The sequence below is a fragment of the Rhizobium sp. SL42 genome (genome assembly GCF_021729845.1).
Classification (GTDB): domain Bacteria; phylum Pseudomonadota; class Alphaproteobacteria; order Rhizobiales; family Rhizobiaceae; genus Allorhizobium.
The window spans coordinates 3,955,188-3,982,076 of record NZ_CP063397.1 but is presented as its reverse complement, the minus strand read 5'-3'; the positions used below and the strand labels follow the sequence as shown (position 1 = coordinate 3,982,076).

27 protein-coding genes are annotated in these 26,889 nt (G+C 60.7%); 14 read left to right on the top strand and 13 right to left on the bottom strand.

Features of this window, described 5'->3' with window-relative positions:
• Position 1: 1 nt before the first annotated feature.
• From IM739_RS18815 to IM739_RS18795, 5 genes are read right to left on the bottom strand one after another with little or no spacing between them, the layout of a single operon-like run.
• Complete coding sequence (locus tag IM739_RS18815; RefSeq protein WP_237369183.1) at positions 2 to 496, bottom strand: GNAT family N-acetyltransferase; 495 nt, start codon at positions 494 to 496, stop codon at positions 2 to 4.
• Positions 496 to 1,431 (bottom strand): ROK family protein, encoded by a 936-nt coding sequence (locus tag IM739_RS18810; RefSeq protein WP_237369182.1) that lies wholly within the window; start codon positions 1,429 to 1,431, stop codon positions 496 to 498. The genes IM739_RS18815 and IM739_RS18810 overlap by 1 nt, the downstream gene beginning before the upstream one ends.
• On the bottom strand, positions 1,428 to 2,612 hold the full coding sequence (gene nagA, locus IM739_RS18805; protein ID WP_237369181.1) for an N-acetylglucosamine-6-phosphate deacetylase: 1,185 nt from the start codon (positions 2,610 to 2,612) through the stop codon (positions 1,428 to 1,430). Before nagA ends, IM739_RS18810 begins: the two co-directional genes overlap by 4 nt.
• On the bottom strand, positions 2,609 to 3,631 hold the full coding sequence (locus tag IM739_RS18800; protein WP_237369180.1) for an SIS domain-containing protein: 1,023 nt from the start codon (positions 3,629 to 3,631) through the stop codon (positions 2,609 to 2,611). The genes nagA and IM739_RS18800 overlap by 4 nt, the downstream gene beginning before the upstream one ends.
• Positions 3,632 to 3,654: 23 nt before the next feature.
• Positions 3,655 to 4,407, bottom strand: coding sequence for a GntR family transcriptional regulator (locus IM739_RS18795; RefSeq protein WP_237369179.1), 753 nt, complete (start codon positions 4,405 to 4,407; stop codon positions 3,655 to 3,657).
• A gap of 506 nt (positions 4,408 to 4,913) precedes the next feature.
• On the opposite strand from IM739_RS18795, the gene IM739_RS18790 reads away from it, so the two are divergent.
• From IM739_RS18790 to IM739_RS18770, 5 genes are all read left to right on the top strand, one after another.
• Positions 4,914 to 6,095, top strand: coding sequence for a Gfo/Idh/MocA family protein (locus IM739_RS18790; protein WP_237369178.1), 1,182 nt, complete (start codon positions 4,914 to 4,916; stop codon positions 6,093 to 6,095).
• Positions 6,096 to 6,107: 12 nt separating this feature from the next.
• Entirely contained in the window at positions 6,108 to 6,992 is an 885-nt protein-coding gene (locus IM739_RS18785; protein ID WP_237369177.1) for a carbohydrate ABC transporter permease, read from the top strand.
• Positions 6,989 to 7,849: a carbohydrate ABC transporter permease gene (locus IM739_RS18780; protein WP_237369176.1), complete on the top strand. Its 861-nt coding sequence runs from the start codon at positions 6,989 to 6,991 to the stop codon at positions 7,847 to 7,849. The genes IM739_RS18785 and IM739_RS18780 overlap by 4 nt, the downstream gene beginning before the upstream one ends.
• Before the next feature lie 61 nt (positions 7,850 to 7,910).
• Complete coding sequence (locus tag IM739_RS18775) at positions 7,911 to 9,131, top strand: extracellular solute-binding protein (RefSeq protein ID WP_237369175.1); 1,221 nt, start codon at positions 7,911 to 7,913, stop codon at positions 9,129 to 9,131.
• Positions 9,132 to 9,234: 103 nt separating this feature from the next.
• Positions 9,235 to 10,365: an ABC transporter ATP-binding protein gene (locus IM739_RS18770; protein ID WP_237369174.1), complete on the top strand. Its 1,131-nt coding sequence runs from the start codon at positions 9,235 to 9,237 to the stop codon at positions 10,363 to 10,365.
• Between the two features lie 77 nt (positions 10,366 to 10,442).
• On the opposite strand, the gene IM739_RS18765 is transcribed toward IM739_RS18770, so the two are convergent.
• The 4 genes from IM739_RS18765 to IM739_RS18750 are packed head-to-tail and all read right to left on the bottom strand — an operon-like array spanning position 10,443 to position 14,032.
• Positions 10,443 to 10,871: a GFA family protein gene (locus IM739_RS18765; RefSeq protein WP_237369173.1), complete on the bottom strand. Its 429-nt coding sequence runs from the start codon at positions 10,869 to 10,871 to the stop codon at positions 10,443 to 10,445.
• A gap of 60 nt (positions 10,872 to 10,931) precedes the next feature.
• Positions 10,932 to 12,020 (bottom strand): D-TA family PLP-dependent enzyme, encoded by a 1,089-nt coding sequence (locus IM739_RS18760; RefSeq protein ID WP_237369172.1) that lies wholly within the window; start codon positions 12,018 to 12,020, stop codon positions 10,932 to 10,934.
• Positions 12,020 to 13,501, bottom strand: coding sequence for a M81 family metallopeptidase (locus IM739_RS18755; protein ID WP_237369171.1), 1,482 nt, complete (start codon positions 13,499 to 13,501; stop codon positions 12,020 to 12,022). Before IM739_RS18755 ends, IM739_RS18760 begins: the two co-directional genes overlap by 1 nt.
• A gap of 42 nt (positions 13,502 to 13,543) precedes the next feature.
• On the bottom strand, positions 13,544 to 14,032 hold the full coding sequence (locus IM739_RS18750; RefSeq protein WP_237369170.1) for a hypothetical protein: 489 nt from the start codon (positions 14,030 to 14,032) through the stop codon (positions 13,544 to 13,546).
• A gap of 112 nt (positions 14,033 to 14,144) precedes the next feature.
• Here IM739_RS18750 and IM739_RS18745 point away from each other — a divergent pair, with 112 nt between their 5' ends.
• The 8 genes from IM739_RS18745 (at position 14,145) to IM739_RS18710 (ending at position 22,322) form a co-directional block, all read left to right on the top strand.
• Entirely contained in the window at positions 14,145 to 14,531 is a 387-nt protein-coding gene (locus IM739_RS18745) for a RidA family protein (protein WP_237369169.1), read from the top strand.
• Between the two features lie 16 nt (positions 14,532 to 14,547).
• Positions 14,548 to 15,411 (top strand): MurR/RpiR family transcriptional regulator, encoded by an 864-nt coding sequence (locus IM739_RS18740; RefSeq protein ID WP_007602683.1) that lies wholly within the window; start codon positions 14,548 to 14,550, stop codon positions 15,409 to 15,411.
• A gap of 47 nt (positions 15,412 to 15,458) precedes the next feature.
• Complete coding sequence (locus IM739_RS18735) at positions 15,459 to 16,232, top strand: SDR family oxidoreductase (RefSeq protein ID WP_237369168.1); 774 nt, start codon at positions 15,459 to 15,461, stop codon at positions 16,230 to 16,232.
• A 26-nt stretch (positions 16,233 to 16,258) separates the two neighbouring features.
• Positions 16,259 to 18,181 carry a beta-N-acetylhexosaminidase gene (locus tag IM739_RS18730; protein WP_237369167.1) on the top strand — a complete coding sequence of 641 codons (1,923 nt, stop codon included), beginning with the start codon at positions 16,259 to 16,261 and terminating at the stop codon, positions 18,179 to 18,181.
• A gap of 18 nt (positions 18,182 to 18,199) precedes the next feature.
• Positions 18,200 to 19,639, top strand: a complete 1,440-nt coding sequence (locus IM739_RS18725; RefSeq protein ID WP_237371118.1) for a M81 family metallopeptidase — start codon at positions 18,200 to 18,202, stop codon at positions 19,637 to 19,639.
• Positions 19,640 to 19,701: 62 nt separating this feature from the next.
• Entirely contained in the window at positions 19,702 to 20,913 is a 1,212-nt protein-coding gene (locus IM739_RS18720; RefSeq protein WP_237369166.1) for an MFS transporter, read from the top strand.
• Positions 20,914 to 20,922: 9 nt separating this feature from the next.
• Positions 20,923 to 21,648, top strand: a complete 726-nt coding sequence (locus tag IM739_RS18715) for a copper homeostasis protein CutC (protein ID WP_237369165.1) — start codon at positions 20,923 to 20,925, stop codon at positions 21,646 to 21,648.
• Positions 21,649 to 21,725: 77 nt separating this feature from the next.
• Positions 21,726 to 22,322 carry a DUF922 domain-containing Zn-dependent protease gene (locus tag IM739_RS18710; protein WP_237369164.1) on the top strand — a complete coding sequence of 199 codons (597 nt, stop codon included), beginning with the start codon at positions 21,726 to 21,728 and terminating at the stop codon, positions 22,320 to 22,322.
• A gap of 47 nt (positions 22,323 to 22,369) precedes the next feature.
• On the opposite strand, the gene pcaF is transcribed toward IM739_RS18710, so the two are convergent.
• Genes pcaF through IM739_RS18695 form a run of 3 tightly spaced genes read right to left on the bottom strand, consistent with a single transcriptional unit; the run spans position 22,370 to position 24,996 of the window.
• Entirely contained in the window at positions 22,370 to 23,575 is a 1,206-nt protein-coding gene (pcaF, locus tag IM739_RS18705) for a 3-oxoadipyl-CoA thiolase (protein ID WP_237369163.1), read from the bottom strand.
• Positions 23,576 to 23,587: 12 nt separating this feature from the next.
• Complete coding sequence (locus tag IM739_RS18700) at positions 23,588 to 24,292, bottom strand: CoA transferase subunit B (RefSeq protein ID WP_237369162.1); 705 nt, start codon at positions 24,290 to 24,292, stop codon at positions 23,588 to 23,590.
• Positions 24,289 to 24,996, bottom strand: a complete 708-nt coding sequence (locus tag IM739_RS18695) for a 3-oxoacid CoA-transferase subunit A (protein ID WP_237369161.1) — start codon at positions 24,994 to 24,996, stop codon at positions 24,289 to 24,291. The genes IM739_RS18700 and IM739_RS18695 overlap by 4 nt, the downstream gene beginning before the upstream one ends.
• A 151-nt stretch (positions 24,997 to 25,147) precedes the next feature.
• Between IM739_RS18695 and IM739_RS18690 the strand changes: the two genes are divergently transcribed.
• A complete protein-coding gene (locus IM739_RS18690) occupies positions 25,148 to 25,909 on the top strand; it encodes an IclR family transcriptional regulator domain-containing protein (RefSeq protein WP_237369160.1) in 762 nt (253 codons plus the stop codon).
• Between the two features lie 33 nt (positions 25,910 to 25,942).
• Here the strand turns inward: IM739_RS18690 and pcaQ are convergent, their stop codons facing one another.
• Positions 25,943 to 26,866, bottom strand: coding sequence for a pca operon transcription factor PcaQ (pcaQ, locus tag IM739_RS18685; RefSeq protein WP_237369159.1), 924 nt, complete (start codon positions 26,864 to 26,866; stop codon positions 25,943 to 25,945).
• Positions 26,867 to 26,889 lie beyond the last annotated feature (23 nt).

The window sequence follows — 26,889 nt, the reverse complement described above, 5'->3', positions numbered from 1 at the left end:
ATCAGCCCGAGACGCCGTTCGGGGCTGCGGCGGGGATCATGCCGCGATAGATGCCGGGCTTAGAGCCTTCGATCGGCACGGCGCCGACGCTCTTCTGATAGAAGTCCATCGGCCCGGCCCCGCCGATGATCGCGTAGGCATAGCCTTGGGCACGCATGTCGATCAGGGTGGTGATCAGAAGTGCATGGCCGACGCCCTTGCCGCGTGCTGCCTGATCCACACCCGTCGGGCCAAAGAAGCCCTTCATCGTCGCGTCATGGCAGGCAAAGCCGAGCAATGTCGCGCCTTGATGGGCAATAAAGCAGGTGACTGGTTGGCGCATAATGGCGGCAGTCGCTTCTGCCGCCCAACTTGAACCGAAACGCGGTTCGATCCAGTCGCAGATCGCCTTCAGTTCTGGAACCAGCGCGCGGCGCAGGGTGATGTCCTGGTCGGCCATGCGTCGATCGAGCCCGGTATCGCAGTGCAAATCGTAGAGCTTGACCAACATATCCATCACACTGTCCTCGCCCGTTTATCCATGTCCTTTGCCGCCGTCAGGCCAAGCACGGCAGCCCCGATCAGGCCGGGTTCAACCCGGCATTCGGCTGGAATGACGATCGGCTTTTCGAAACGTCGCAGGATGCGTGTGCGAACCGCGGTGTCTATGGCGGCAATCAGCGCCGGTACGTTGGACAAGCCGCCACCGACCGGCAGGATGGTCGTCCCGGTCAGATTGATGACCAGCGCCAGCGGATCGGCGATGATATCGACATAGACATCGATGGTGCGTGCAGCCAGCGGATCACCCTTTTGCCAATCCGACAGGATTTCCTCGCTGGTCAGTGCCTCGCCATGAAGATGCTGGTGCAATTTCTCCAGCCCGCGCGCGCTGCAGATCGCATCGATGCAACCCTTCTGGCCGCAACCGCACTGAAAGCGTGGAACGCGTGCCGGCGGATCACCGGCCTCTGTTGCGGAAATGGGACCATGGCCCCACTCACCGGCAAAGCCACCGTCGCTGTTGATGAGCTTGCCGTCGATGACCAGGCCGCCACCGACGCCGGTGCCGAGAATGATGCCAAAAACCACTCGATGACCCTTGGCAGCACCGATGCTGGCCTCGGCCAGGACGAAACAGTCGGCGTCATTGGCAATGATCACGGGTAGTCCGAGGCGCTGCTCAAGGTCGGCCTGCAGCGGTCGCCCATGGATGCAGGGGATATTGGCAACGACGGCATTCGACGTGTCGGGATCGATGACGCCGGCAATCGAGATCGCCACGCAATCAGGACGCTCGCCGGCCTCCGCAATCACGGAGGCGAGGGTCGCGACAAAGGCGTCGAAGTCATGGATCGGTGTCGGATGCCGTGGAAATGGGCGGATGTCGTCGGCGCTGAAAGCCACGGCACCCTTGATGGCGGTGCCGCCGATGTCGAAACAGACGATCATGCGCGGGCTTCCCGACGTTCGGCCTTGGCCTCATGGACGCAAGCGCCGCCGATCCAGGTTGAGAGAAGGTCGATTTTATCGCTGAGCACGATGAAATCGGCGTCGCTTCCGGCCGTCAGGCTGCCTTTGCAAGCCGCACCGATTGCTTGCGCCGGGTAGAGGCTGGCCATGCGCAATGCCTCCTCGAGCGGCTGGTCGAGGCGTTCATGCACGAAGCGCACGCATGACAGCATGTCGATGTCGGCGCCTGCAAGCGTACCATCCGCCAGCGTCAGGCGGCCGTCACGGCGATAGACCGCACGACCGTTGAGGTCGAATCCGGTGCTGTCCGTGCCGATGGTCGACATGGCGTCGGTGACGAGGAAGATATGTGCGGGTCCTTGTTTGGCGGCGAGTGCTACCCGCATCGTCACCGGATCGACGTGGAAACCGTCGGCGATCAGGCCACAATGCAGTGCCGGCGAAGAGAGGCCGGCGCCGACTAGGCCAGGCTCGCGATTGCCGAGCTGGCTCATGGCGTTGAACAGATGGGTGACCATCGTCGCGCCGGCATCGACATAATCTGCGATTACCGCGCATGCTGAATCGGTGTGGCCGAGGCTGATGTGGTAGCCGGCCGCGACGAGGCGGCGCATCTGGTCGGGCGTGACGCTTTCCGGGGCCACGGTCATCATCGCCAGGCCGAAGGTGCCAGCCTTGGTCTCCAGATAGGCCAGGTCATCTTCGGTCATCGGCCGGATCAGGGATGGATCGTGGGTTCCCTTGCGGGCGACAGAGAGATGCGGCCCTTCCAGATGTAGGCCGAGGAAACCCGGCACAGCATCTTGAGCCGCCTGGCAACCGGCCTCGACAGCGGTGTCGCGGATGTCGGGAACATCGGTGATCAGGGTGACCATCAGGGCCGTCGTGCCGAAACGGGCATGGGCCGCGCAGATCGTCTCGATACCGGTGACATCCGGCTGGTTGTTGAAAAGCACGTCGCCGCCACCGTTGACCTGAAGATCGATGAAGCCCGGTGCGATCAGGCCGTTGCCGACCGGAAGCGTCTTGATGCCGGCCGGCAGTTTCGATTGAGGCATGACGGCGCCGATTTTGCTGCCGTCGATGACAAGAGCTGCGTCCTGGTGAAAATTCTGACCATCGAAGATGCGGCTGGCGGTTATGGCAAAAACGGCAGTCATTGGGTCTGGGTGACCTTCTTGAGGGCGACGGGTTTATCGGGATTGAAGCCCCTTGCGCGCGAAAGCGATTCGACCATGCCATAATATGGTACGATCAGCATCAGTGCATCGGTCAACGGATGGCCTGTTGCGATGAACGGCAGGCGGTTTGCACCTTCCAACTTGTCGGAGGTGATGAAGCAGGCGGCATTGTTGGACGCCAGTTTCGATACCGTCTGGACAATCGAGGCTTCCGCCTTGTCACGGGCAGCAAAGCCGACGACCGGGAAATTTCTGCCGACGATCGAGACCGGGCCGTGCAGGACCTCTGCCGAGGAATAGGCTTCTGCGTGCAGTTCGCAGGTTTCCTTGCATTTGAGCGCGGCTTCGGCCGCAATCGCCAGCGCCGGGCCACGGCCGAGCATATAAAGGGAATCCGCATTGGCCAGCGGCTCGACAAGCGTGCTCCAGTCGAGCTTCAGCGCCTGCGAGAAATGCTCCGGCAGGCGCGCCACTGCGTCTCCCAGTTCCCGGTCCTTGCTCCAGCCCGCGATGATTGCCAGACCTGCGACAATCGAATTGACGAAGGATTTGGTCGCCGCGACCGCTATTTCCGGACCGGCCTTGATGTCGACGGCAATGGTCGCCGCGTCGCCAAGCGGCGAGGGCAGCGTGTTGACGAGGCTGATCGTGGTTGCACCGCCGAGCCTTGCGCCGCGCATCATTGCGACGATATCGGGGCTGGCACCGGACTGCGATACGGCAAAGGCCGCGGCGTTGGTCAGCTTCATCGGCGCTTCGTAGATGGACGCCAGCGACGGGCCGAGGGAAGCGACAGGCAGGCCGAGTTGCAGTTCGATGGCATATTTGAGGAAATAGGCCGCGTGGTCGGACGATCCGCGTGCGATCGTCACGACAACGCTCGGGTCCTTTTTCTGCAGGGCCGTGGCGCATTCTTCAATGGCGTCAGCCGATTCTTTCAGCAGGCGTGCCGCCGCGGCCGGGATCTCGTCGATTTCTTCACGCATTTTGGTCAGCATTGCGGGTCTTTCAAGGTTCGGCGTCACGGAGATCCGATGGTCAGTTCGGCGACCAGGTCATAGGCGTCGCTGCGGTAGAGCGCGCGCGACATTTCCATCACGCGGCCGGTTTCAAGATAGGCGATACGTTGCACGGACAGCGCGGCGGACCCCGGCGGGACGCCAAGCAGCTTGGTTTCGTCATCCCTCAGGATAACGGCTGAGATGCGTTGGTTGGCGCGCACCGGCGAGATGCCGCCCTGGCGCAGGTGGAGATAGAGGGAATCGTCCACCGCATCCGGATCGGGCAGGATATCGTCGGGAAGGCTCGTGCGTTCCAGTGCTATGGGCATGTCATTGGCTGTGCGAATGCGCTCTATGCGCGCCACCCTGGCGCCGCCCACGAGACCCAGCATCATGGTTTCTTCGGCGGTCGGAAAATACAATCCGCGGTCGATCCAGCGCGATCCCGCCGTCATGCCACGCCGGCGCATGTCCTCGGTGAACGAAGTGAGCTGGCTGAGGGGCTGTTGCATGCGCGGGACAGGCTTGACGACGAATGTGCCGGAGCCGCGCCGACGAACCAGCAGTCCGTCGTTGACCAGATCGTCGATCGCTTTGCGCACGGTCACCCGGCTGATCGCGGCCGCGTCGGCGATATCGCGTTCGGCAGGCAAGGCGTCGCCGTGCTTCAGGCGACCGGAGGACACGGCGTCCTCGATCATCTTGCGAAGCTTGACATAAAGAGGGCCGCCACGAACGGCCTGAAGCTGATCCAGGGGGAGGGTCGCGCTCATGGTTTGCTCTTGCGTTCGCGATCAAGGTCGGCGCAACGGCCACAGAAGGCGCAATCCAGGCTTTTCGCTATCCGCATTCCTTGAGCCTCCGGTGTCCGTTGCTTAAAAAGATACCAACCAAGGACCTATTTCGCAAATGGTTTCATCAGTTGAGTACCAAAAACCTGCTTACATCAGAAATATCATCGATAAATCATCCGTTTATCAACAATTCAGGCTTTTGAGGCGAATCTGGCTGGACGATTGGCATTTATTTGGTATCGTTCGTTAACTTTTGAAAGGCCGAGCCAAGTCCGCCCGCAGTTCGAAGGTGTGTGGCTGATCGTCAAGTTTTGCATCGGCGACGATGTCTTCCTGATCGGTTGGGATGAAGCCCAACATTTACAGAGGCACACAGTGGATGAAAAGGATTTTCATAAGTTGATGAAAATTTCCACTGGATGTTGACGATGGACGGTTTCTGAAGCAGTCTAAGAAAAATAATTGCGAAAGCAGGGGAATTAAACATGAAGGTTGCCGTTATCGGGCTCGGATTCCGCCTCGGCTACTTGGCTCGGGTGTTCAAGGAGCTCGATCCAGATTTCCAGATCGTCGGTTATGTGGATCCGGCGCCCGCGGGAATGCCGACTTTGGCGGAAAACGGCATTTTGCCGGGCAAGTCCTACGACACGCCCGAAGCGCTGATCGCCGGTGAGACTTTCGATCTCCTGATGATCGGTTCGCCCAATCATCTTCATCTGGATCATATCCGTCTTGGTCTCGAGGCCGGGCTGACGGTCTTTACCGAAAAGCCGATCGTCACGACCATCGAGGAGAGCTACGCGCTGGCCTCATTGTTGCGCACCCATGGCCATGACCGCCTGCTGGTCGGGCTGGTGCTGCGCTATTCCCCGCTGTACCGCGACCTGCGCAAGGCGCAGGCGGAAGGCAAGCTTGGCGACGTCGTGTCGATCGAGGCATCCGAGCATATCCAGCCCTATCATGGTGCCTTCTTCATGCGCGACTGGCGCCGTTACGGCCAGTATGCCGGCGGCTTCATGCTGGAAAAGTGCTGCCACGACCTCGACCTTTACAATGGTGTGGTCGGCGCACGCCCGCGCTTCGTCGCCAGCTTCGGCGGCCGCAAGAGCTTCGTGCCTTCGAATGCGCCGGAAATCCATGGCGTCAACGACATGGACGTCTACCATCGCAAGCCGAGCGGCTGGATGGGTTCGGACAAGGTGTTTGACAGCGATGGCGACATCATCGATTTCCAGACAGCCATCGTCGAATACGAGAATGGCGCGTCGATGACCTTCCATACCAATCTCAATGTTCCGGACGAGTTCCGCCGCTTCTGCGTCATGGGCTCGAAAGGCATGGCGGAAGGCGATTTCGTTCGCGGCTTCATGAATGTGCATGATGCACGCACCAACGAGAAGCTGATTGCCAATACCTATTCCGCTCCTTCGGCTAAATCGCATCACTACGGCGCCGACGAACAGATGGCAGAAGATGTTCTTGCCTTCGTTCGCACGGGTGCCAAGCAGCCGGTTTCGGCGATCGATGCACTTGAGGCCGGCATGCTGGCTCTTGCGATGGATGAGGCGCGCCTTGGTCGCAAGGTTGTCGATTTGAAGTCCGTCTGGGAGACGTTCGATGCTTGCCTGCATGGCACGCCCGACGCTGTCCACGCGCGGTCGGCTTGAGGGAGCGGTCGGATGCAAGCTCGCCGTAGCGCTATCCTGTTTGCCTGGCTGCTGATTGCGCCGGCACTTCTCTATATCACCGTGATCGTCGCCTATCCGCTGGTCGACACCTTCATTCTGTCCTTCACCGATGCCTCGTTGAAGAAAACGAGCAATTGGGTCGGATGGGTCAATTACGAGAAGATCTTCAATGATACGTTCGGCACGGTCATCGTCCGAACCTTCATCTGGACCTTCTTTTCGGTGTCGATCAAAATGATCATCGGCACCTTCGGGGCCGCGATGTTGAACTCTGCGGTACCCGGCCGGACGCTGTTTCGGATCTTGACTATGCCCCCATGGATCGTGCCAATGGCCATCGGTATCTTCATGTGGGGCTGGATGTATAACGGCCAGTTTGGCATGATTTCCGGCGTCCTCCAGCGAATGGGCGTGGTTGATGGCCCAGTCGCCTTCCTTGCCTACGGATCGACCGCCTTCTGGGCAACGGTGTTTACCGACGTGTGGATCGGCGTGCCGATGGTGACGCTCTACATGATGGCGGCGATGCAGGCGATCCCCCAGGACCTCTATGAGGCCGCCTGGACCGATGGTGCCGGTCGCTCCTATCGCTTCCGTCGCATCACCCTGCCGATGATCCTGCCCGCCATGATCACCATGTCGATGATTTCTCTTATTTCGACCTTCAACTCGTTCGACATCATCTGGATCCTGACGCGCGGTGGCCCGAGCGGCGAGACGACGACGATGATCATCGACACCTATCACACGGCGATCGGGTCGAAGAAATACGGCGAGGGTGCTGCCCGCGCGGTGTTGATCTGCATCTTCCTGTCGATCTTCTGCTTTGCCTATTTCCGCGTCACGAGCCGGCTTTCTCAGGAGCACGCCCGATGAGCTACGACAAGACAGCCCTCATCAATCGCTACAAGTGGTATGAACTCGTCGGTATCTATGCAGGCATCGCGGTGTTTCTCACTTTCGTGCTCGCGCCCTTCGTAGAAGGCTTCCTGGTCTCGCTGAAGCCGCTCAGCCAGCTGTTTTCTTCGCCCTATCGCTTCTGGCCGGAGAACGGCTCGTTCGAGGCCTATCGAACGATGTGGGTGAGCGTTCCCGGCTTTGCCCGCTACATTTTCAACTCGTTCTTCATCTCAACGGTTGCCACCGTCATCGTGCTCATTCTGGTGGTGCCGGCGGCCTATGCTTTTGCCCGTTTCGAGTTCAAGGGCAGCGGCCAGCTGCTCGGGGCCTTTCTCGCCGTCAACATGTTCTCAGGCGCTGTCTTGCTCATTCCGCTCTTCCGCCTGATGCGATCGATGGGGGTGCTCAACACATATTTCGCCATGATCGTGCCGGGTGTCGCCTTCCTCATCCCGACTGCCATCTGGTTGTTACGCACCTATATGCTGCGCATCCCGCGCGAGCTGGAGGAGGCGGCCTATGTCGACGGTGCAGGCTATTTCTACACCTTCCGCCGAGTCGTCCTGCCGCTTGCCACACCGGGTATCGCCGTGGTTGCGATCACGACTTTCATTGGCGCCTATGCACAGCAGTTCATCTTTGCGCTCACCTTCAATTCGAAGACCGAATTCATGCCACTGCCGATCGGGCTGTTCGCCTATTTTGGCCGCCAGGAAGTGGTGTGGAACGAATTGATGGCCGCCAGCTTCGTCGGCATCGCACCTGCGATGATCGTCATCTTCTTCCTGCAGCGCTATCTCGTCAGCGGTCTGACCGCCGGGGCGATCAAGTAAGGCTGCCAATAAAATTCGGGCTAACCGGACGCTTCAACCTGTCAACAAAGGGGAACTATCGATGACAAGAAAACTGACCATGCTTGCAGGCTCTTTTGCCCTGCTGGCCAGCTCGGCACTGACCACGCTGGCTGCCGACCAGGAAATCTCCTGGATCTACTGCGGCGACAAGATCGACCCGATCCATGAGAAGTATATCAAGGAATGGGAAGGCAAGAACGAAGGCTGGAAAGTCACGCCGGAAGTTGTTGGCTGGGAACAGTGCCAGGACAAGGCAACGACGCTCGCCGTCGCCGGCACGCCGGTCGGCATGGCCTATGTCGGCTCGCGCACGCTGAAGGAATTCGCCCAGAACGACCTGATCGTTCCGGTTCCGATGACCGACGAGGAAAAGGCCAGCTACTATCCGAACATCGTCGATACCGTCACCTTCGAAGACACGCAGTGGGGCGTGCCGGTCGCCTTCTCGACCAAGGCACTCTACTGGAACAAGGACCTGTTCAAGGCTGCCGGCCTTGACCCGGAAACCCCGCCGAAGACCTGGGCCGAAGAAATCGCTTTTGCCAAGCAGATCAAGGAAAAGACCGGTACTGCCGGTTACGGCCTGCCGGCCAAGACCTTCGACAACACCATGCACCAGTTCATGCACTGGGTTTACACCAACAACGGCAAGGTCATCGACGGCGACAAGGTCGTCATCGACAGCCCTGAAGTTCTCGCAGCCCTCCAGGCTTACAAGGACATCACGCCTTATTCCGTCGAAGGCGCGACCGCCTATGAGCAGAACGAAATCCGCGCCATCTTCCTCGACGGCAAGGTCGGCATGATCCAGGCCGGCTCGGGTGCTGCTGCCCGCCTCAAGGAAACCAAGGTCAACTGGGGCGTTGCCGCTCTGCCGCTAGGCCCCGCCGCCAAGGGCGAAGGCACGCTGCTGATCACCGACAGCCTGGCCGTGTTCAAGGGTTCCGGCGTTGAAGAAAAGGCGATCGAGTTCGCCAAGTTCATCACTTCCCCGGGTCCGCAGGGCGAATACGAACTGCAGGGCGGTGCTGGCCTCACGCCGTTGCGTCCGTCGCCTAAGGTTGACGAGTTCGTCAAGGCCGATCCGTCCTGGAAGCCGTTCATCGACGGTATCGCTTTCGGTGGTCCTGAGCCGCTCTTCACCGACTACAAGGGCTTCCAGAACGTCATCATCGAACTGGTCCAGTCCGTCGTCACCGGCAAGGCCGAACCGGCCGATGCTTTGAAGAAGGCTGCTGGCGAGCTCGAGCAGTATAAATAATCTCGGGCAACCGAGGCTCCGCAGGCCGGTTTCGGCCTGCGGTTTTCGATTGATGGTGAATTGGCCGGTCCAGTCATTTGGTCGGCACACGGGGACAGAAGTCGTGGGACAGCTATTTCTCAACAAGGTGCGAAAGTCGTTCGGACATTTCGACGTGATCAAGGGTGTCAGCCTCGAGGTCAAGGACGGCGAGTTCGTTGTCTTCGTCGGCCCGTCCGGCTGCGGCAAGTCCACGCTTCTCAGGATGATCGCGGGTCTTGATGACACGTCCGATGGCGACATTGTCATTGCCGGGGAGCGGGTTAACGACAAGCCGCCGGTCGAACGTGGCATTGCCATGGTGTTCCAGTCCTATGCACTCTACCCGCATATGTCCGTCTTCGAGAACATTGCTTTCCCGCTCAGAGTCGAGAAACTGCCCGAAGAGACGATCCGCGAGAAGGTTGGCGCGGTGGCGAAAATCCTTCAGCTGGACCAGCGCCTTCAGCAGCGGCCCGGGCAACTGTCCGGCGGCCAGCGCCAGCGTGTCGCCATCGGCCGCGCGATCGTGCGCGAACCGAAGATCTTCCTGTTCGACGAGCCGCTTTCCAATCTCGATGCGGCGCTGCGTGCCGACATGCGTATCGAGCTGACAAAGCTGCACCGGGATCTGCAGGCGACGATGATTTACGTCACTCATGACCAGGTCGAGGCCATGACCATGGCTGACCGCATCGTGGTGCTGAATGCAGGTGATATCGCCCAGGTCGGCGCGCCGCTCGAACTCTATCACAAGCCGCGGAACCTGTTCGTGGCAGGCTTCATAGGCAATCCGAAGATGAACTTCGTGCCGGTTACCTGCACCGCCATCGATCCGGTCGGCGTCACTGTTTCCTATGAAGGCCAGAGCGTTATCCTGCCGGTCGAACCGCGAGCCGATCTTGTTGGCCAGACGCTGACACTCGGCATTCGGCCGGAACACACGACCCTTGCCCGGGGCGACATCAACATCACAGTCACCCCATCGGTCATCGAACGGCTAGGTATCAACACGATTGCCTATGCTGCCCTGCCGTCTGGCGAGCCGTATTGCGCGCTGCTGCCGGGATCGGCACCCGTTCGTGCCGAAGAGCCGTTGGTCACCGGCATCATGGCGGCGGACTGCCATCTGTTCGATGGCAACGGCCAGGCGCTGGAGCGTCAGGTTGATTGGCGTACCCTGGAACTTCCAGCTGCCGTGACCGCAGCGGAGTAAGACTTTGCTTCAGGTCCCCCGACCTTAACTCTGGTCCGCCTTCGGGCGGGCCATTTTTTGTTGGTGTCGGATCGGTTTCACGGAAACTCCTGATACTGCGGCAGATCGTCGGTGATGTCATACCACGGTGCCTTCGATCCGACGAAGATGTGCATTGTGGCACGCACCGATGGCGTATCGATCAGCGTTCCCATCGGGATATGGATCTTCACACTGCCGTTTTCGGCAATCCATGAATAAACCAGCGAACCGCATAGGCTGCAGTGCCGATCATGGATGCCGTCCGGATCGCCGTAGGTGAACAGATCTTGCTTGCCACGGACAATCCTGAAATCATCCGGATGCAGTCCTGCAAGGGGCTTGAACGCCGAGCCCGTGGTGCGGCGGCATTTCGAGCAATGGCAGTTGAGCGCATAGAGGAACCGATCCTTGGCCTGGTATTCCACAGCGCCACACATGCAGCCGCCGCGCAGCATGGCGCCGGTTCTTCGTTGTTGCTTCGACATCACTGATCCTCCCGCCGCCAGGCTAGCGGAAGGTTGATCTATGCCGCAACCTGAACCTTGCTACCAGACGAGGCCGCGCGCGGCGATGGTTTCGACCCTGGAAACCAGGCCATTGCGATGGAAGGTCATGCTGTCGAACAGGTTGGAAACCACGCAGGTATGGTTTGGCACGATGCGCACTTTCTCGCCGATTTCTGGGCGTTTGCCTTCGACCTTGGAGAGATCGACCGTGCCATGTTCTTCCGAAAGGCCGATGATCGACGCCTGCGGATATTCGACGATCAGTCCGTAATCGGAAAAACCGAGAAGATCGGAGGTCAGTGCCTTCGAGCCTGCGTCGAGAACGGCGCGGTCTGCCGTTGGGCGCGACACGACTGTCGCCAGAATGTGCATGGCGCAGTCATCGAGCGTGCAATGTCCCGCCCGGACCATCGAACGGTCGTTGTAGACATAGGTTCCCGCCCGGTGCTCTGTGGCCGACGGCACGAGATGAGCCGAAAACAGGCTTGGTGAGCCACCGTTGGAAACGATGGGGCAGGCGATGCCGAGCGTGGCAAGCGTGGCTAGGGTTTCGGCAAAAAAAGCCTCGACCTCGGTCTCGGTATTCGCTTTGGGATAGGTCAGCAGGCCGCCGAAGATCAGCGGTTTTGCAGACTCCACCAATTGCGCAAGGGCTACGGCCTCCGCCGGATTCTGGACGCCGCAGCGCCCGCCACCGGTATCGCATTCGACCAGGACGGTCAGCGGTCGGCGGCCGGTGAAATAGGCAGCCAGTCCCTGTGCCGTGATGATGCTGTCGGCGACGACCTTGAGACCCGAAATGCGATCGTTCAATGCGGCAAGGCGTTCGAGCTTTTCATTGCCGAGAATGTTGAAGGTGATCAGCAGGTCTTCGAAACCGGCATCGGCAAACACTTCCGCCTCGGTGATTTTCTGGCAATTGATGCCTCTCGCTCCGGCCTCGACCTGGGCCTTGGCGATCGAGGGGATCTTGTGGGTCTTGATATGCGGGCGAAAGGCGATGCCGCTGGCGTCCATGTAGGACTGGACGCGGGCGATATTGGCCTCCAGGCGAACCTCGTCGATCAGGGGCAGGGGCGTCGACAACGAATGCAGCGGTGCACCGAGTTTTGGGCGTAGATCAAGCATCAGGCGGCCTCGTTGCCTTCGGGTGTACCATGTGGATCGGCCATGATCGGCCAGATGTCATGGCGCACATGGCGATAGGCGGTCTTGGCCGGATTGTTCGGATAAGGTGTGCCGGCCGAGCAGTACAATATCTCCGAGGCGATCTTTGAAAAGGCCGCATAGAAGTGATTGGTCGATTTGATCACAAGGATATGCTTTTGCGTCGGATCGATGCCGAGTGCTGTAAACAGCGACGGATCGTAGCTCTGGACGCGCACGCTGCTCAGGATGATGTCGATGCCGTCGAGATGGATATGGGCAGCGTCGCCGAACGGAGCGACGCTTTCGCCGAAGCGCATCTCGGCATTCGGCACTACCTTGACCACTTTCACCAAGCCGTCGATCGGATTGCCGGTGCCGGGCGCGGATTTCGCGCCGAACCGCAGCGGAATTTCTGCGCCTTCGCCGGCCGCCATGCATATCTGCACGGCAACCGGGTCCCAGATCATGCCGACCGCGACGTTGGTGATGCCTTGCGCCAGTATTTCTGCGAGCACAACGGTTGCGTCGCCTGCCGTTCCGCCACCGGGATTGTCCCACATGTCGGCGAGCACCACCGGGCCACGGGGGTAGGCTGCCGCGCGGGCAACGGCCTCCCGCTCGTCGATCTGCGGCATCATGAAGGTGCCACGCTTGGAGAACAGGTCGAGGCCGAGCTCACGGGCAAGCGCTGCTCCCTTCTCCGGCCTTGCATTGGTCACGGCGATGGTCTTGGTGCCCATTTCCGGCACGTCACCGGCCATGAAACCATGGATGACCGATAGCGAGAGCACATCGGCATCTTCGTTTTCGATAGCCAAAAGTCTATCAACAAAGCTGCGCATCGGTTCGCGCGATGTCGGGAAGACGTCAATCATCCGGCAGTCGAAGACCGACATGGTGGGTTTCACGCGGCCCTCCAGAGTGTCGACGGCGATGGCCCACAGATCTTCGGCGCGATCGACGAAGTCGGTATGGGGAAATTCCTTGAAGACGACGAAGAAATCGGCGGCGGCAACACGCTTGGCGGTCAGATGGCTGTGCGGATCCAGCTCGGCACAGAGAAGAATGTCCGGACCGACGATCTCGCGGATACGGGTGAGCAGATCGCCCTCCGGGTCGATGTAGCCGTCGGCGACCATGGCGCCGTGCAGTCCGAGCACGACCGCGTCGATCGGCATGGCGGCCTTCAACTGGTCAAGAATCTCGTCGCGCAGGCCTTCATAGGTCTGTTTGTTGATAAGACCCGCCGGATCAGCCCAGGTCGCAGTACCTTCGATCAGCGTCCAGCCTTTCTGCGCACACACCTTGCGACCCACTGTGATCGGCGCAGTGCACAGCGTCGGTGTTTCCGGATGCTGGCCCGGCGCGGCGTAGAGCGACTCTTCGAAGGCGCGCCGGTCGATGCAGATCGGAGAGAAGGTGTTGGTTTCCGTCGCGAGAGCGGCTGTGAATATGCGCACGGGCTGGCTTTCTGATCTGTTGCGCTACGGGAAACTGGGTTGTTACATTCCCATCGGATTGGGCAGGTAGCCTGTGAAGCCGGAGATCTTCCAGCGACCCTCGTGCAGTCGGCAGTAATATAGTGTCTGCCACTTCATCACGTCGACGTTGCCGTCGGCCTTCTTGATGCCGCCGTCGAACTTCTTGCGTACGAGCGCCGTTTCGCCTTCGACTTCAATCACTTCGAGCGTCGTGGTGGTGAAGATCGCGGTGCGGGTGTCTTCGCTGTAACTTTCGCCGGCAAACTCCTTCGCCTGTTTCAGCCATTCGTCGCGATAGGCTGCGAGATTGGGGAAGGCAAGACGCCAGTTGTCGGGATTGGCGTCGCGATTGCCGCTGATGCCGAGAAAGCCTTCCTCCACAAAGTCGCCTGCGACCATGTCCCAGTCGGCTGCGAGAAAGGCGTCGATATCGCGTGTGACCAGCATCTCCCAGATGCTGTGGCGCGCTGTGTCGCTTTCAGGAAAGGGATTTTTGAACGGATCGCGCATTCTGGGTCTCACCTTTAAAATCTTTTCATAAACGCTGTTTTTCTCTGGTCAAATTCGGTTTTTTATGGTCGTTTGTCAACGATCGAAGAAAATAATTTGCATGGAGAGCCCAATGACGATCAAACGTTACGGCGCTGAAAAAGCCGGTGCGGGTGGCCAGCGCCTACCCTTCGCGCGTGCTGTCGAAGCAGATGGCTGGCTGCACGTGTCCGGGCAGGTCGCCATGGAAAACGGCGAAATCATTTCCGGCGGCATCATCGAACAGACACACAAGACGATCGCGAATGTGATCGAGATCCTGCATGAGGCCGGCTACGGCGTCGAGCATGTCGTGCGCTGCGGGGTCTGGCTGGATGATCCGCGCGATTTCTGGACCTTCAACAAGATCTACCAGCAATATTTCGGCGAGCATCCGCCGGCGCGTGCCTGCGTGCAGGCGTCGATGATGGTCGATTGCAAGGTCGAGATTGACTGCATAGCCTATAAATCTCCGAAATAGGGTAGAGGGCAGGCTGTTGGATATCTTTGCGACGATTCAGGAAGAGGGGCCGCAGTTTTCGGCCTCCGAGCAACGCATCGCGGATATCCTGCTGACCCAGTTCGATTTTGCCGTCAATGCCTCGATCATCGAGCTTGCCGAGCGGGCTGAAGTCTCGCCGCCGACGGTGACGCGTTTCTGCCGGCGTCTGGGTTGCCAGAGCTTCGCCGATTTCAAGGTTAATCTCGCCCGTACGGCCTATGTCGGCGTCCGCTACCTCAACCCGGAGGCCGAGAGCACCGAGCCGGCCGATGTCGCGACCGATGTGATCACCAAGGCGCAGAATGCGCTGTTCATGGTGCATCGTGCTCTCGATGCGGCGGTGCTGGAAAAGGTGGCCGATCGCGTATCGCGGGCCGAAATGGTCTATGCCTTCGGGTCGGGCGGCAATTCCTCGCTGATCGCCGGAGAGTTTCAGAATCGGCTGTTCCGGCTGGGGTCGCGCGTCAGCGTCAGTACCGACCATGGCCTGCAGCTGATGCTGACGGCCGCGGCGCGCTCCAATGATGTGATCATTGGCTCGTCGTTTTCCGGCCGCAACGCCGAACTGATCAAGTGCTTCAACCTGGCGCGCGAAAACGGCATCACCACGATCGCATTGACCCAGAGCGACAGCCCTGTGGCCAAGGCGGCCGAACTGGTGATCGGCATCGATCTGCCGGAAGGCGACAATATCTTCCGGCCGACTTCCACGCGGTTTGCCTATCTCGCAGTGGTCGACGTGATCGCGAGCCTGGTCGCCTATCGCAATCGCAAGCTTTCGCAGGTGACCCTGCGCCATATCAAGCAACAACTGGTCGAGCACCGCGACGGTGACGACCGCCAGCTTCTGGGAGACTGACCCTTGTCCAGCCTGTTCCTGCCGCTCTGCCCGAAGGCGGTCCGCTGATGTCCTCTATTGCTGCTGTAACCGGAGCCGCCGGCGATATCGGACGGGCGATTGCACTTCGACTTGCCGACAGTCACGACATCGTGGTCCTGGTCGACATCGATGTTGCTGCCGCGGAAAAGGCTGCGCGTGATCTCGGCTCGGTTGAGCGTTTCGTGGCGCTCGGCTGCGACGTGACCAGCGAGGCTGAGCTTGCCGCGCTGGCTTCGAAGATCGCCGGGTTCGGGCTGGTGCACACGCTGGTCAACAATGCAGGCGCCGCTCGTGCTGTCAGCCTGCATGACACGGACGGCGACATCTGGCGCAAGGACAATGCGTTGAATCTCGAGGCGCCGTTCCTGTGCTTCAGAGCTTTCGCCGAAGCCTTGAAACAGTCCCAGGGGTCGGTGGTGAACATATCCTCGGTCAATGGCATGGCCGTGTTCGGCCACCCGGCATATAGCGCGGCCAAGGCCGGTCTCATTCACCTGACCAAGCTGATTGCTGTCGAATACGGCAAGTTCGGTATCCGCGCGAATGCCGTGGCGCCCGGTACTGTGCGCACTCAGGCCTGGGAAGTGCGGGCTGCGGCCAATCCGCAGGTCTTCGAGGAGGCCAAGCGCTGGTATGCGCTGCGGCGAATCGCAACCGCCGAGGACATTGCCAATGCGGTATTCTTCCTGTCGGGTGATCAGGCCGCGGCGATCACCGGCGTTTGCCTTCCGGTGGATTGCGGCCTGACCGCAGGCCAGGCGGAGCTCGCGCGCACCTTCTCGCAATCCGAACATTACTGACCCAACGATAAGCCAGGGGAACCATCATGGCACCAGTTCTTTTCCGTCTTGAAAACGCGTGGCACCCGACAGAGGGAGGCGTGAATGGGCGCTTCACCTTCACGCTGGTCAATCTGTCCGACGAGCCGATCAGCGGTTTCAAGCTCGCCTATACGTCGCTCACGCGTGTCATCGACCGGATGGCCTGCACCAATGCCGTTTTTGTTGATCGCAATGCCAATTTCCATCAGTTTGCGCCGCCGCAGGGACTTACCCTCGAGCCCGGTGCCTCGTGGCAATTCACCGTTGCCGGTCTGCACCGACCGGCCGTGCATCGGACTGATGGGGCAAAATCTGCCTATCTGACCACGGCCGAAGGAAAACATATGGCGGTGGCGGTGGCCGATCTGATGCTGGAAGGCAAACATAGCGAGCCAGCGCCGGCACTTCTGCCGGAAGGCAGGGTGTCCGAGCCTTTCGCGATGCTGCCCTGGCCGGCCGAGGCACAGCTCGTTCCCGGTGATGCCTTCCCGGTTGCATTGTATCCGGCCGAGGGTGCCTCACTTGCCGAATTGCGCACCGTTGAAAATGTGCTGCGGCTGTTTTGCCGGCTGTTTTCCGTGGGTCACGCGCCGCTTTCGCTTGCGCCGGTGCATGAAGGGCGTGCGCTGCGGTTTGAAGAAAAGGCAAGCCTCGGCGGTTCCGCGTATCAGGTCACGTTCGCAGCCAATCAGGTCAGCATAGCCTATGGCGACGTGGCCGGCCTGCAATACGGCCTGACCATCCTTGCCCAGATGTTGCACGGCGCACGCATCAAGCCGGATCTTTTCCGCTTCCCGGTATCGGGGACGATCTCCGACAAGCCGCGTTATGACTGGCGCGGGTGCCATCTCGATGTGTCGCGCCAGTTCTACCCGACCGATGACGTCAAGCGGCTGATCGACATCCTCGCATGGTTGCGCATGAACATCTTCCACTGGCATCTGAGTGATGACGAGGCGTGGCGGCTGGAGATCAAGGCCTATCCGGAACTCACCACGCTCGGCGTGTTGCGCGGGCCGGACGAGCCACTGCTGCCGCAGCTCGGTAACGGTGCCGAGCCTGTCGGCGGCTTCTACAGCCAGGACGAGGTCCGGGATATCGTCGCCCATGCCGGTGCGATGCATGTCGAGGTCATTCCCGAAATCGACATCCCCGGTCACAGCACCGCGACGCTCGTTGCCCTGCCGAACCTGGTGGACGGGCAGGAGGCACCGGACAGCTATCGATCGGTGCAGGGCTATCCGAACAATGCACTGAACCCGGCGATCGAATACACCTACGAAGTGCTCGGCAAGGTGTTCGACGAGATGGTCGAGCTGTTTCCCTCCCATCTCATCCATATCGGCGGCGACGAGGTGGCGTCCAATACCTGGATGGCGTCGCCGCTGGCGAAAAAGCTCATGGAAGACGAAGGCATTGAAGGCACGTTTGGCCTGCAGAGCTATTTCATGAAGCGCATCCAGCAGATGCTGGCCGATCGCGGCAAGAAGCTGGCGGGTTGGGACGAAGTCAGCCATGGTGGCGGAGTCGATCCGGAAGGCACGTTGCTGATGGCCTGGCAGAAGCCGGAAGTCGGCCTGGAACTGGCAAAGCAGGGCTATGATGTCGTCATGACGCCCGGCCAGGCCTATTATCTCGACATGGTACAGGCGACAGAGTGGCAGGAGCCCGGGGCGAGCTGGGCCGGGACGGTACCGCCGCATCATACCTATACCTACGAAGCCGTTGCCGAATTCCCGGCGGAACTGGCGGCGCGCATGCGCGGCGTACAGGCCTGCATCTGGTCGGAGCATTTCCTCAATCGCGACTATTTCAACCATCTCGTCTTCCCACGCCTGCCGGCCATTGCCGAGGCAGCGTGGACGCCGAAGGAGCGGAAGGACTGGTTGCGATTTGCTGCGATCGTGCCGCTCAGCCCGCGCTACTGAGGAGATCACAAGATGACCTTGCGTATCGCCGTTGGCGGCATTCACACCGAATGCAGCACTTCCTCGCCAGTCCTGATGCAGCCGGATGATTTCCGGGTTCTGCGGGGTGAGGAACTGCTAGGCGCCGAATATTTCAATTTCCTTGACGCCGAGGATATCGAACATCTGCCTCTGATCCATGCGCGGGCCGTTCCGGGCGGTCCGGTGTCCCGTGCCACCTATGACGGCTTCAAGGCTCAGTTCCTCGAGCTTCTCCGCGATGCCTTGCCGGTTGATGGTGTCTATCTCGCCATGCATGGCGCGATGAATGTCGAAGGCATGGACGATGCCGAAGGCGACTGGATTTCAGCTGCGCGTGCCGTGGTCGGACATGACGTTCCGATCGCCGCGAGCTATGACCTTCATGGCAATGTGACCCAGAAGATCGTCGATCAGCTCGACATCTTCGCTGGCTATCGCACGGCGCCGCATATCGATGTGCGCGAAACCATGGTGCGAGCCTGGTCGATGCTGGTCAGGGCGCTGACGACCGGGGAAAAGCCCGGCGTCGCCTGGGCACCCGTGCCGGTGCTGTTGCCGGGCGAGCGCACCTCGACGGAGGATGAGCCAGCCAAGGGCCTCTATCTCAAGCTTCCGGAACACGACAAGGTCGCCGGCATCTGGGATGCCAATCTGATGGTCGGCTATGTGTGGGCGGACGAGCCACGCGGCACCGCCTGTGCCGTCGTGACAGCGATCGACAAGGCGGCTGCTGAAACAGCGGCAGCCGCGATTGCCCAGTCATACTGGGATGCACGCGCCGACTTCCAGTTCGGACCGGTTACCGGTGCACTGGAGCACATGCTCGATATTGCCGAAACGGCGTCAACCCGTCCCGTGATCCTTGCCGATTCCGGTGATAACCCGACCGGCGGCGGTGTCGGCGATCGCGGCGACGTTCTGAAGGCATTGATTGCCCGCAATTTCGACGGCGCGCTGGTTGGCGGCATCACCGACAGACCCGCCGTCGAGGCCTGTTTTGCGGCCGGCGAGGGGGCGGCGATCAGCTTGAAAATCGGCGGGTCGCTCGATCCGGCCAGCCCGTTCGTCGAGACGAAGGCAACGGTGCTGAGGCTCGATGATATCGGAGTGCCGGCCGAACGTCAGGCTGTGGTGGCGATCGGTGGCGTCACGGTGATCCTGGCGGCGAAACGCCGTCCGTATCACAACATCGCCGACTTCACCCGCCACGGGCTCGATCCACAGGCCGTCAGGCTTCTGGTGGTGAAATCAGGCTATCTTTCCCCGGAGCTCAGCCCCATCGCCAATCCCAATCTGATGGCGTTGACTGATGGTGTCATCAATCAGGATATCGAGGCCCTGCCAAGCAAACGTCGCCAGCAACCGACCTATCCGTTCGTCAAGGATTTCGCGTATACACCGCTGGTTCGCCTGTCCGCGCGATTCCCGGGCGCCTAGCGAAATCTCTCTTGCGGTGCCGCTTCCGGCGGCCCGCTTCCTCCATCTGAACGTATTGCCCGATGCTGTCGACCCTGACGCTTGTCTATCGCCATCCACCCATCCGGGTGAGTGCGCTTGCGATCTTCTTCTTCGGTTTCTCCGGAGCGGCGACGTCGCCCTATATGTCACTGGTCGGTATTCGTGAGTTGGGACTTTCTGACGTCGTCTACTCTGCTTTGATGTTTGCGGCCGCCGTGGTCAATGTCAGTGCCAGCGTGATCGCCGGCATCCTCGCCGATCGGCTTGGGCATTTTCGGTCGCCGATGCTGTTTGCCGGCATGTTCGGCGTGCTCGGATATGGCATCGTCTATCTGCTGCCGTCCCAGCTTGTTTTCATCGTCGCCGCGTTGATCTTCATTCCGGTGTTCAATTCGGTGAATTCCCTGATCTTCGCCAATGTGCGGGCGGTCTCGGCCGGAATGCCGGTTCGGGAACTGATCGCGGTCAATTCGGCGATCCGTGCCGTTCTTTCTCTATCCTGGGTTCTCGTTCCGGGTGTCGTCGGTGCCGTCCTTGCCGGTGGACCGAGCATGCTGCCGGCCTATTTTCTGGCCGCCCTTGCCTGCCTGATCTGTCTGGCGCTGTTCTTCTTCGGCATGCCGAAGGAGCCGCCGCCCGTTGCGGAGAACCGGCCGCACTACTCCTTTTTTGCCTCGATCCGCCAGATCGGCTCGCGCTCCGTCGTTTCCCGGCTGCTTGCGATCGCGCTGATCTCGTCCATGCTGCATGTCAACGGCGCGGTGCTTCCACTCGTCGTCACCGGCAAGGCGGGTGGCTCGACGGCGGATGTCGGTGTGATCGTGGGCATCGTCGCCTTCCTCGAGATCATCTTCATCCTGTTCTGGGGCTGGGTGGAAGTGCGTACATCGACCGTTGTCGCCATGTCGGCCGGGGCTGCTGTCTACTGCGCCTACCTGATCTTCCTCGGCCTCGCCGACCAGCCTCGCGATGTCTATGTCCTGACACTGGTGAGCGGCCTCGGGGCCGCCGGTATCATCGCCATTCCGATTACCTATCTGCAGAACCTGATTGCAGACCGTGCCGGCCTCGGCAGTTCGCTGATCGCGGTGAACATCTTTGTCAGTGGCGGACTGAGTTCCTTGCTGTTTGCGGTCGGTACCGCCATCAGCGACTATGCGGGAACGGCGATATTGGGGGCCGTCGCGGGCTTGACCGGTATTTTCCTTCTCTGGTTCCTGGACAAGCCCTTCGCAACCGTGACGGACAGGTAGGAGGGCAGGATGCAAGCGAGGATCCTGGAAGTATGCGTCGACGATGCCGATGGCCTTGCGGCAGCAATTGCCGGTGGCGCGGATCGCATCGAACTGTGTTCCGCACTTGGCGTTGGCGGCCTGACCCCGACACGTGGTTTCATGCAGTTGGCTGCCAGGAGCCCGATTCCGGTCAACGCCATCATTCGCCCGCGCATCGGCGGCTTCGTCTATTCGGACGATGAGATTGCGATCATGCTCGACGATATCGAAGCTGCATGCGAGGCCGGACTTGTCGGCGTCGTCATTGGCGCTTCCAGCCCGGATGGCTCTCTGGATCGTGCGACTTTACAGCGGTTGATCAGGGCAGCTGCGAAACTCGACGTGACGCTGCACCGCGCCTTCGACCTGGTGCCGGATTTCCATGCTGCGGTGGAAACCGCAATCGATCTCGGTTTTTCGCGCATTCTCACCTCGGGCGGGGCAAGGCATGCGGAGGCCGGCCTGCCGGTGCTGCAGCGTGCTGCCGAGGTGGGGGCAGGGCGCATATCGATCATGCCGGGCGGTGGCGTGCGGCCAGGCAATGCGGCTGCGTTCCTCGCTATCCCAAGTGTTTTCGAACTGCATGCATCCTGCAGCCAGCCTGTTGAACCGAATGCCGATCTTGTCGATTTCGGTTTTTCGCCCCTCAATGCCCGCCGGACCGATGCCGATACGGTGCGGCATATGAAGGCGATCCTGGCGCAAGGCCGCTGACTGCGCCGGTAGAATGGCTTCCAATCAAGGATGAATGGCACTAAGTCTGGCTGGTGTATTCAATGATAGGATGTTGCGTGATCCAGCTATCTAGAGCCGTGCCCATTCTTGCCCTGGCCATTGTGTCCTGCACCAGCGCTGCGCGCGCGGACTGGGTCGCAACCGAGAAAATCGAGACCTACAAGATCAGTGGTACCGCGCCCATGGAGCTTTACGCCTCGATCGGCGAGCGAGGTCCCAAACTTGGCGGCGGCCGGGCAATTGCACACACGAATTTCAAGCTGACCTGGCAGCGAGATTATCAACCTGAGGGCACTGCCTGTGTGCTGGTTTCGGCAAAGCCGAAGCTGATCATCACCTATACGCTGCCGAAGCCCAGCCAGAAACTGCCAGCGGAAACCAAGGCCAGGTGGGATCGGTTCTACGAGGGTATCGTCAAGCACGAGAAGCTGCATGGGGAGTTCATTCGTGACCTCGTGCGGCAAATCGAGCAGATTTCGGTCGGGCTGCGGGCTGAGAATGACCCGCAATGCCAGAAGGTTCGCCAGGCACTGCAGGCGCAACTGAAGCCGATTTCGGACACGCATGTGGCGCGCCACGGCGACTACGACCGGGTCGAAATGTCACCGGGCGGCGCGGTTCACCAGCTGATCCTGACATTCCTTAATCCCTGAAGGGGGCTCGATCTGTGAGCATGGACGCGCCGACATGCGTTCGGTGGTCAGACCCGTTCGATGACGATGGAAATGCCCTGGCCAACCCCGATACACATGGTCGAGAGAGCGTAGCGACCGCCGGTCTCCAGCAGTTCCAGCGCCGCCGTGCCGGTGATCCGTGCGCCGGACATGCCCAGCGGGTGGCCAAGCGCGATGGCTCCGCCATTGCGGTTCACGCGGGGATCGTCGTCGGCAATGCCAAGATCGCGCAGCGTCGCCAGGCCCTGCGAGGCGAACGCCTCGTTCAGTTCGATGACGTCGATCTGTTGCTGCGTGAGGCCCAGACGGGCGAGCAGTTTCTTCGATGCCGGAGCCGGACCAAAGCCCATGATGCGCGGCGGTACGCCTGCGGTTGCGCCGCCGGCGATACGGGCGATCGGCGTCAGGCCATGTTTCTTTGCGGCTGCTTCCGAGGCAATGATCAGGGAGGCCGCGCCATCGTTGACGCCGGAGGCGTTGCCGGCGGTCACGGTGCCGCCTTCCTTCTTGAACGGCGTGCCAAGCTTGGCCAATGTCTCGATCGTGGTGGCGCGGGGGTGCTCGTCCCTGGAGACAATCAATGGGTCGCCCTTGCGCTGCGGGATCGTGACCGCGACGATCTCCTTCGCCAGTCGGCCGTTCTCCTGCGCCGCTGCCGCCTTGTTCTGGCTGCGCACGGCAAAGGCGTCCTGATCCTCGCGACTGACATGAAAGTCCGCGGCGACGTTTTCGCCGGTTTCCGGCATGCTGTCGACGCCGTATTGCTTCTTCATCAGCGGATTGACAAAACGCCAGCCGATCGTCGTGTCATAGATCTCGGCGTTGCGGGAAAAGGCCGTTTCGGCTTTCGGCATCACAAACGGCGCGCGGCTCATGCTCTCGACGCCGCCGGCAATCATCAATTTGGCCTCGCCAGCCTTGATGGCGCGGGCGGCCGTAATGACGGCATCCATGCCCGAACCGCAGAGGCGGTTGATTGTGGTGCCGGTCACGGAGACCGGAAGTCCGGCGAGCAGCAGCGACATGCGGGCAACGTTGCGGTTGTCCTCGCCGGCCTGGTTTGCGCAGCCAAAGATAACGTCGTCGACGGCTTCCCAGTCAACACCGGGATTGCGCTGCATCAACGCCTTCAGCGGGACGGCACCAAGATCATCGGCGCGAACGGTGGCAAGCGCGCCGCCGAACCGGCCGATGGGCGTGCGGATATAGTCACAGATATAGGCTTCGGTCATATCGAGAATCCTTCAGAGCGCCGGGACGACGAGGTCGGCCACCGGGCCGTCGGTGTGCAGCGGCGCGCCAGTCATGGCCTGCAGCTCGTCCATGGTCATGGCCGCCAGCTTTTCGCGGACAACGAATTTCCCGTCCTTGATGTCGATGACGGCGTGGCTCGTATAGATGCGGGTGATGCAGCCGACGCCGGTCAGCGGGAAGGTGCATTTGTCGACGAGTTTCGGTTTGCCGTCCTTGGTGCAATGCTCCGTGATGACGAAGACCTGCTTTGCCCCATGCACGAGGTCCATCGCGCCGCCGACGGCTGGCACGCCCCTGGATCCGACACGCCAGTTGGCGAGATCGCCATTCTGGGCGACCTGATAGGCGCCGAGGATGGCGACATCCAGATGGCCGCCACGGACCATGGCGAAGCTGTCGGCATGGTGGAAAAAGGATGCGCCGGGCTTCAGCGTCACGGCCTTCTTGCCGGCGTTGATCAGGTCCCAGTCCTCTTCGCCCTCGGCCGGGGGCTCGCCGAAATTGAGGATGCCGTTTTCGGTATGGAAGATCGCTTCGCGGCCGGGCGGCTGGTAGCGGGCGACCATTTCCGGAAAGCCAATGCCGAGGTTCACATAGGCGCCGTCCCGGATGTCCTGGGCTGCGCGCCAGGCGATCTGGGCGTTGGAAAGCTTGATGTCTTCGCGGCTGTCGATCGCGTGTGTGTCGATGGTCATGCGTATACCACTCCGGCCCGGATGAGCTCTTCTTCCTGCTGCGGATTGGCAACTTCGACGACGCCGTTGACGAAGATGCCGGGGGTGATCACCTGCTCGGGATCTATGTCGCCGGCGGCCACAATCCGCGACACCTGCGCGATGGTCCTGGCTGCCGCCATGCACATCAGCGGATTGAAGTTGCGGCCTGCCTTGTTGTAGGTGAGGTTGCCGTGCACGTCGCCGACATGCGCCTTGACGATGGCAAAATCCGCCTTCAGCCAGCGTTCCTGCACGTAGGGACGGCCATCGAACTCGGCGATCACCTTGCCATTGGCAAGTTCCGTTCCGTAGGCTGTCGGCGTGTAGAAAGCCGGAATTCCGGCGCCACCGGCGCGAATTCGCTCGGCAAGCGTGCCTTGCGGCACAAGTTCAAGCTCGATTTCACCGGCCAGATAGCGGTCAGTGAACGCGCGGGGATCAGACGATCGCGGGAAGGAGCAGATCATCTTCCTGACCATGCCGGCATCGATCATGGCAGCGATGCCGATGCGACCGTTGCCTGCGTTGTTGTTGATGACCGTCAGGTTCTTCGGACCCTTGTCGATCAGGGCGTGGATCAGTTCAATCGGCGCGCCGGAGCCACCAAATCCACCGATCATGACGGTCGCACCGTCACCGATCTCTGCGATGGCATCTGCCGTGCTCGCAATTGTCTTGTCCATGCGGGGTCTCCCGTTTCTCGCAGGGCAAGCGTCATGTCATTCACCGAGCAGACCTTGCCTCTGTCTTCAGAGATAGATCGGGACAGGGTCGACAGCAAGAATTTTGTGCGATATACGATATTTGTACGATTATCGCACAAATGAGGATGAGATGCAGACCAGAGAGCGGGATCTGATGGGCGGGCTTGCCAAGGGCCTGAGCATCATCGAGGCGTTCAGCGCAGAGCGGCAAAGGTTGAGCATTTCGGAGGCGGCGGAGATCGCGGGGCTCGACCGCGCCACGGCGCGACGCTGCCTATTGACGCTGTCGGAGCTTGGCTATGCGCGCTATGACGGCAAATATTTCGAGCTGACGCCGCGCATTCTGCGGCTGGGCAATGCCTATCTGTCCGGCACCTCGATGCCCGCCCTGCTGCAGCCCTATCTCGACCAGTTGTCGGAAAAGCTCGGTCACAGCGCTTCGGCGTCGGTACTGGATGGGAACGAGATCGTCTATATTGCTCGCGCCTCACAAAAGCGCGTCATGTCGATCAATCTCATGCCGGGTTCGCGCCTGCCCGCCTACAGTGCTTCAATGGGGCGGGTCCTGCTTGCCGCGCTAGGTGAGGCGGAAGTAGCAGCCATTCTGGCGACGTCCACGCTCAAGGCCCATACACCATTTACCCGGACAGATCCTGCGGAACTCCTGGCCGAGATCGGCCGGGTGCGCGTACAAGGATATGCGGTGATAGATCAGGAACTGGAGATCGGACTTTGTTCGATCGGCGTTCCCCTGCATGACGCACGCGGTCGGGTCGTGGCCGCCATCAATGTCGGCGCGCCGTCTGCTGTCCTGCCTGCCGCCGATCTGGCCGGTCATTGCCTTGACGCAATGCACGAGGTTCAGGCGCGGCTGAGATCGCTGCTGCCATAGCCGGATCTGGTCAAGTTTAGGCCAGGCGACGCATTAGCTGCTCTTCACCTCGCGGGCGGCCTGGCGGATGGTGCCCATCAGCGTCGTGAGGGGCAAGGCTGGAATGGCATCGGTTCGGACGGTGAGGCCGACAGGGCCTTTGGTCTCACTGGTGTCGATCGGCAGGCTCGCCAGAGTGCCATCATCGAGGTCGGCGGCTACCACGCCTGCGGAAATAATCCAGATTGCGTCGGTGTTACGCACAAAGGCGCGCCCGAACGAATCCGACACGGTTTCGATCTGGGTCGGAAGAGCCGAAATGCCGTTGGCAATCAGATAGCGCTCGACAAAGGGTCGGATGATCGAGGCGCGGGTGGGCATCAGCACCGGATAACGCTCGAGTGCCGCAAATACCGCCGAGCCTTCGGTGAGCAGGGGATGTCCGGCGCGAACGCAGAAAATCACCTGCTCGGAATAGAGGTGCTCGAAGGAAAATCCGGTCATCTGTTCCGGCGCAGCCAGTCGGCCGACCACGAGATCGAGATCGCCGATGCGCAGTTGTTCGAGCAGAACAGCATTCTCGCCCGTGACGATCTTGATGCGTGCCGGAATGTCCTCCTGCAGGAAAAGAGTCATGGCGCGGGGCATGATGCGGGTCGAGACCGTCGGCAGGGCGCCGATGCGGATCGGTGGGGCATCGGCGTGGACGGCATGGGACACGGAATCGAAGCCCTGGCGCAAGGCGGTCAGCGCCGCTCCGGCATGTTTCAGGAAGGCTTCACCGTAGCGGGTGATACGAATGCCGCGGCCGTCGCGTTCGAAGACCGCAACCCCGAGGACGTCTTCGAGTTCCCGGATCGTCTTCGTGACCGCGGGTTGGCTGATATTCAGCAATTGAGCCGCCTTCATCACGCTTTTCTGGCGGGCCACTTCGACGAAGGTTTGCAGATGGCGAAATTTGATGCGGTTGTCGATCATGAAGATTCATAACTCATGAGTTA

What these genes read in the sequence shown, in the direction of transcription:
- IM739_RS18720 (WP_237369166.1), top strand. Translation starts at nt 19,702, where the DNA reads ATGCTGTCGACCCTGACGCTTGTCTATCGCCATCCACCCATCCGGGTG.
- IM739_RS18800 (WP_237369180.1), bottom strand. Translation starts at nt 3,631, where the DNA reads ATGCTGACCAAAATGCGTGAAGAAATCGACGAGATCCCGGCCGCGGCG.
- IM739_RS18790 (WP_237369178.1), top strand. Translation starts at nt 4,914, where the DNA reads ATGAAGGTTGCCGTTATCGGGCTCGGATTCCGCCTCGGCTACTTGGCT.
- IM739_RS18695 (WP_237369161.1), bottom strand. Translation starts at nt 24,996, where the DNA reads ATGGACAAGACAATTGCGAGCACGGCAGATGCCATCGCAGAGATCGGT.
- IM739_RS18785 (WP_237369177.1), top strand. Translation starts at nt 6,108, where the DNA reads ATGCAAGCTCGCCGTAGCGCTATCCTGTTTGCCTGGCTGCTGATTGCG.
- IM739_RS18815 (WP_237369183.1), bottom strand. Translation starts at nt 496, where the DNA reads ATGGATATGTTGGTCAAGCTCTACGATTTGCACTGCGATACCGGGCTC.
- pcaQ (WP_237369159.1), bottom strand. Translation starts at nt 26,866, where the DNA reads ATGATCGACAACCGCATCAAATTTCGCCATCTGCAAACCTTCGTCGAA.
- IM739_RS18765 (WP_237369173.1), bottom strand. Translation starts at nt 10,871, where the DNA reads ATGTCGAAGCAACAACGAAGAACCGGCGCCATGCTGCGCGGCGGCTGC.
- IM739_RS18780 (WP_237369176.1), top strand. Translation starts at nt 6,989, where the DNA reads ATGAGCTACGACAAGACAGCCCTCATCAATCGCTACAAGTGGTATGAA.
- IM739_RS18795 (WP_237369179.1), bottom strand. Translation starts at nt 4,407, where the DNA reads ATGAGCGCGACCCTCCCCCTGGATCAGCTTCAGGCCGTTCGTGGCGGC.
- IM739_RS18745 (WP_237369169.1), top strand. Translation starts at nt 14,145, where the DNA reads ATGACGATCAAACGTTACGGCGCTGAAAAAGCCGGTGCGGGTGGCCAG.
- IM739_RS18750 (WP_237369170.1), bottom strand. Translation starts at nt 14,032, where the DNA reads ATGCGCGATCCGTTCAAAAATCCCTTTCCTGAAAGCGACACAGCGCGC.
- IM739_RS18735 (WP_237369168.1), top strand. Translation starts at nt 15,459, where the DNA reads ATGTCCTCTATTGCTGCTGTAACCGGAGCCGCCGGCGATATCGGACGG.
- pcaF (WP_237369163.1), bottom strand. Translation starts at nt 23,575, where the DNA reads ATGACCGAAGCCTATATCTGTGACTATATCCGCACGCCCATCGGCCGG.
- IM739_RS18700 (WP_237369162.1), bottom strand. Translation starts at nt 24,292, where the DNA reads ATGACCATCGACACACACGCGATCGACAGCCGCGAAGACATCAAGCTT.
- IM739_RS18690 (WP_237369160.1), top strand. Translation starts at nt 25,148, where the DNA reads ATGCAGACCAGAGAGCGGGATCTGATGGGCGGGCTTGCCAAGGGCCTG.
- nagA (WP_237369181.1), bottom strand. Translation starts at nt 2,612, where the DNA reads ATGACTGCCGTTTTTGCCATAACCGCCAGCCGCATCTTCGATGGTCAG.
- IM739_RS18810 (WP_237369182.1), bottom strand. Translation starts at nt 1,431, where the DNA reads ATGATCGTCTGTTTCGACATCGGCGGCACCGCCATCAAGGGTGCCGTG.
- IM739_RS18775 (WP_237369175.1), top strand. Translation starts at nt 7,911, where the DNA reads ATGACAAGAAAACTGACCATGCTTGCAGGCTCTTTTGCCCTGCTGGCC.
- IM739_RS18715 (WP_237369165.1), top strand. Translation starts at nt 20,923, where the DNA reads ATGCAAGCGAGGATCCTGGAAGTATGCGTCGACGATGCCGATGGCCTT.
- IM739_RS18760 (WP_237369172.1), bottom strand. Translation starts at nt 12,020, where the DNA reads ATGCTTGATCTACGCCCAAAACTCGGTGCACCGCTGCATTCGTTGTCG.
- IM739_RS18730 (WP_237369167.1), top strand. Translation starts at nt 16,259, where the DNA reads ATGGCACCAGTTCTTTTCCGTCTTGAAAACGCGTGGCACCCGACAGAG.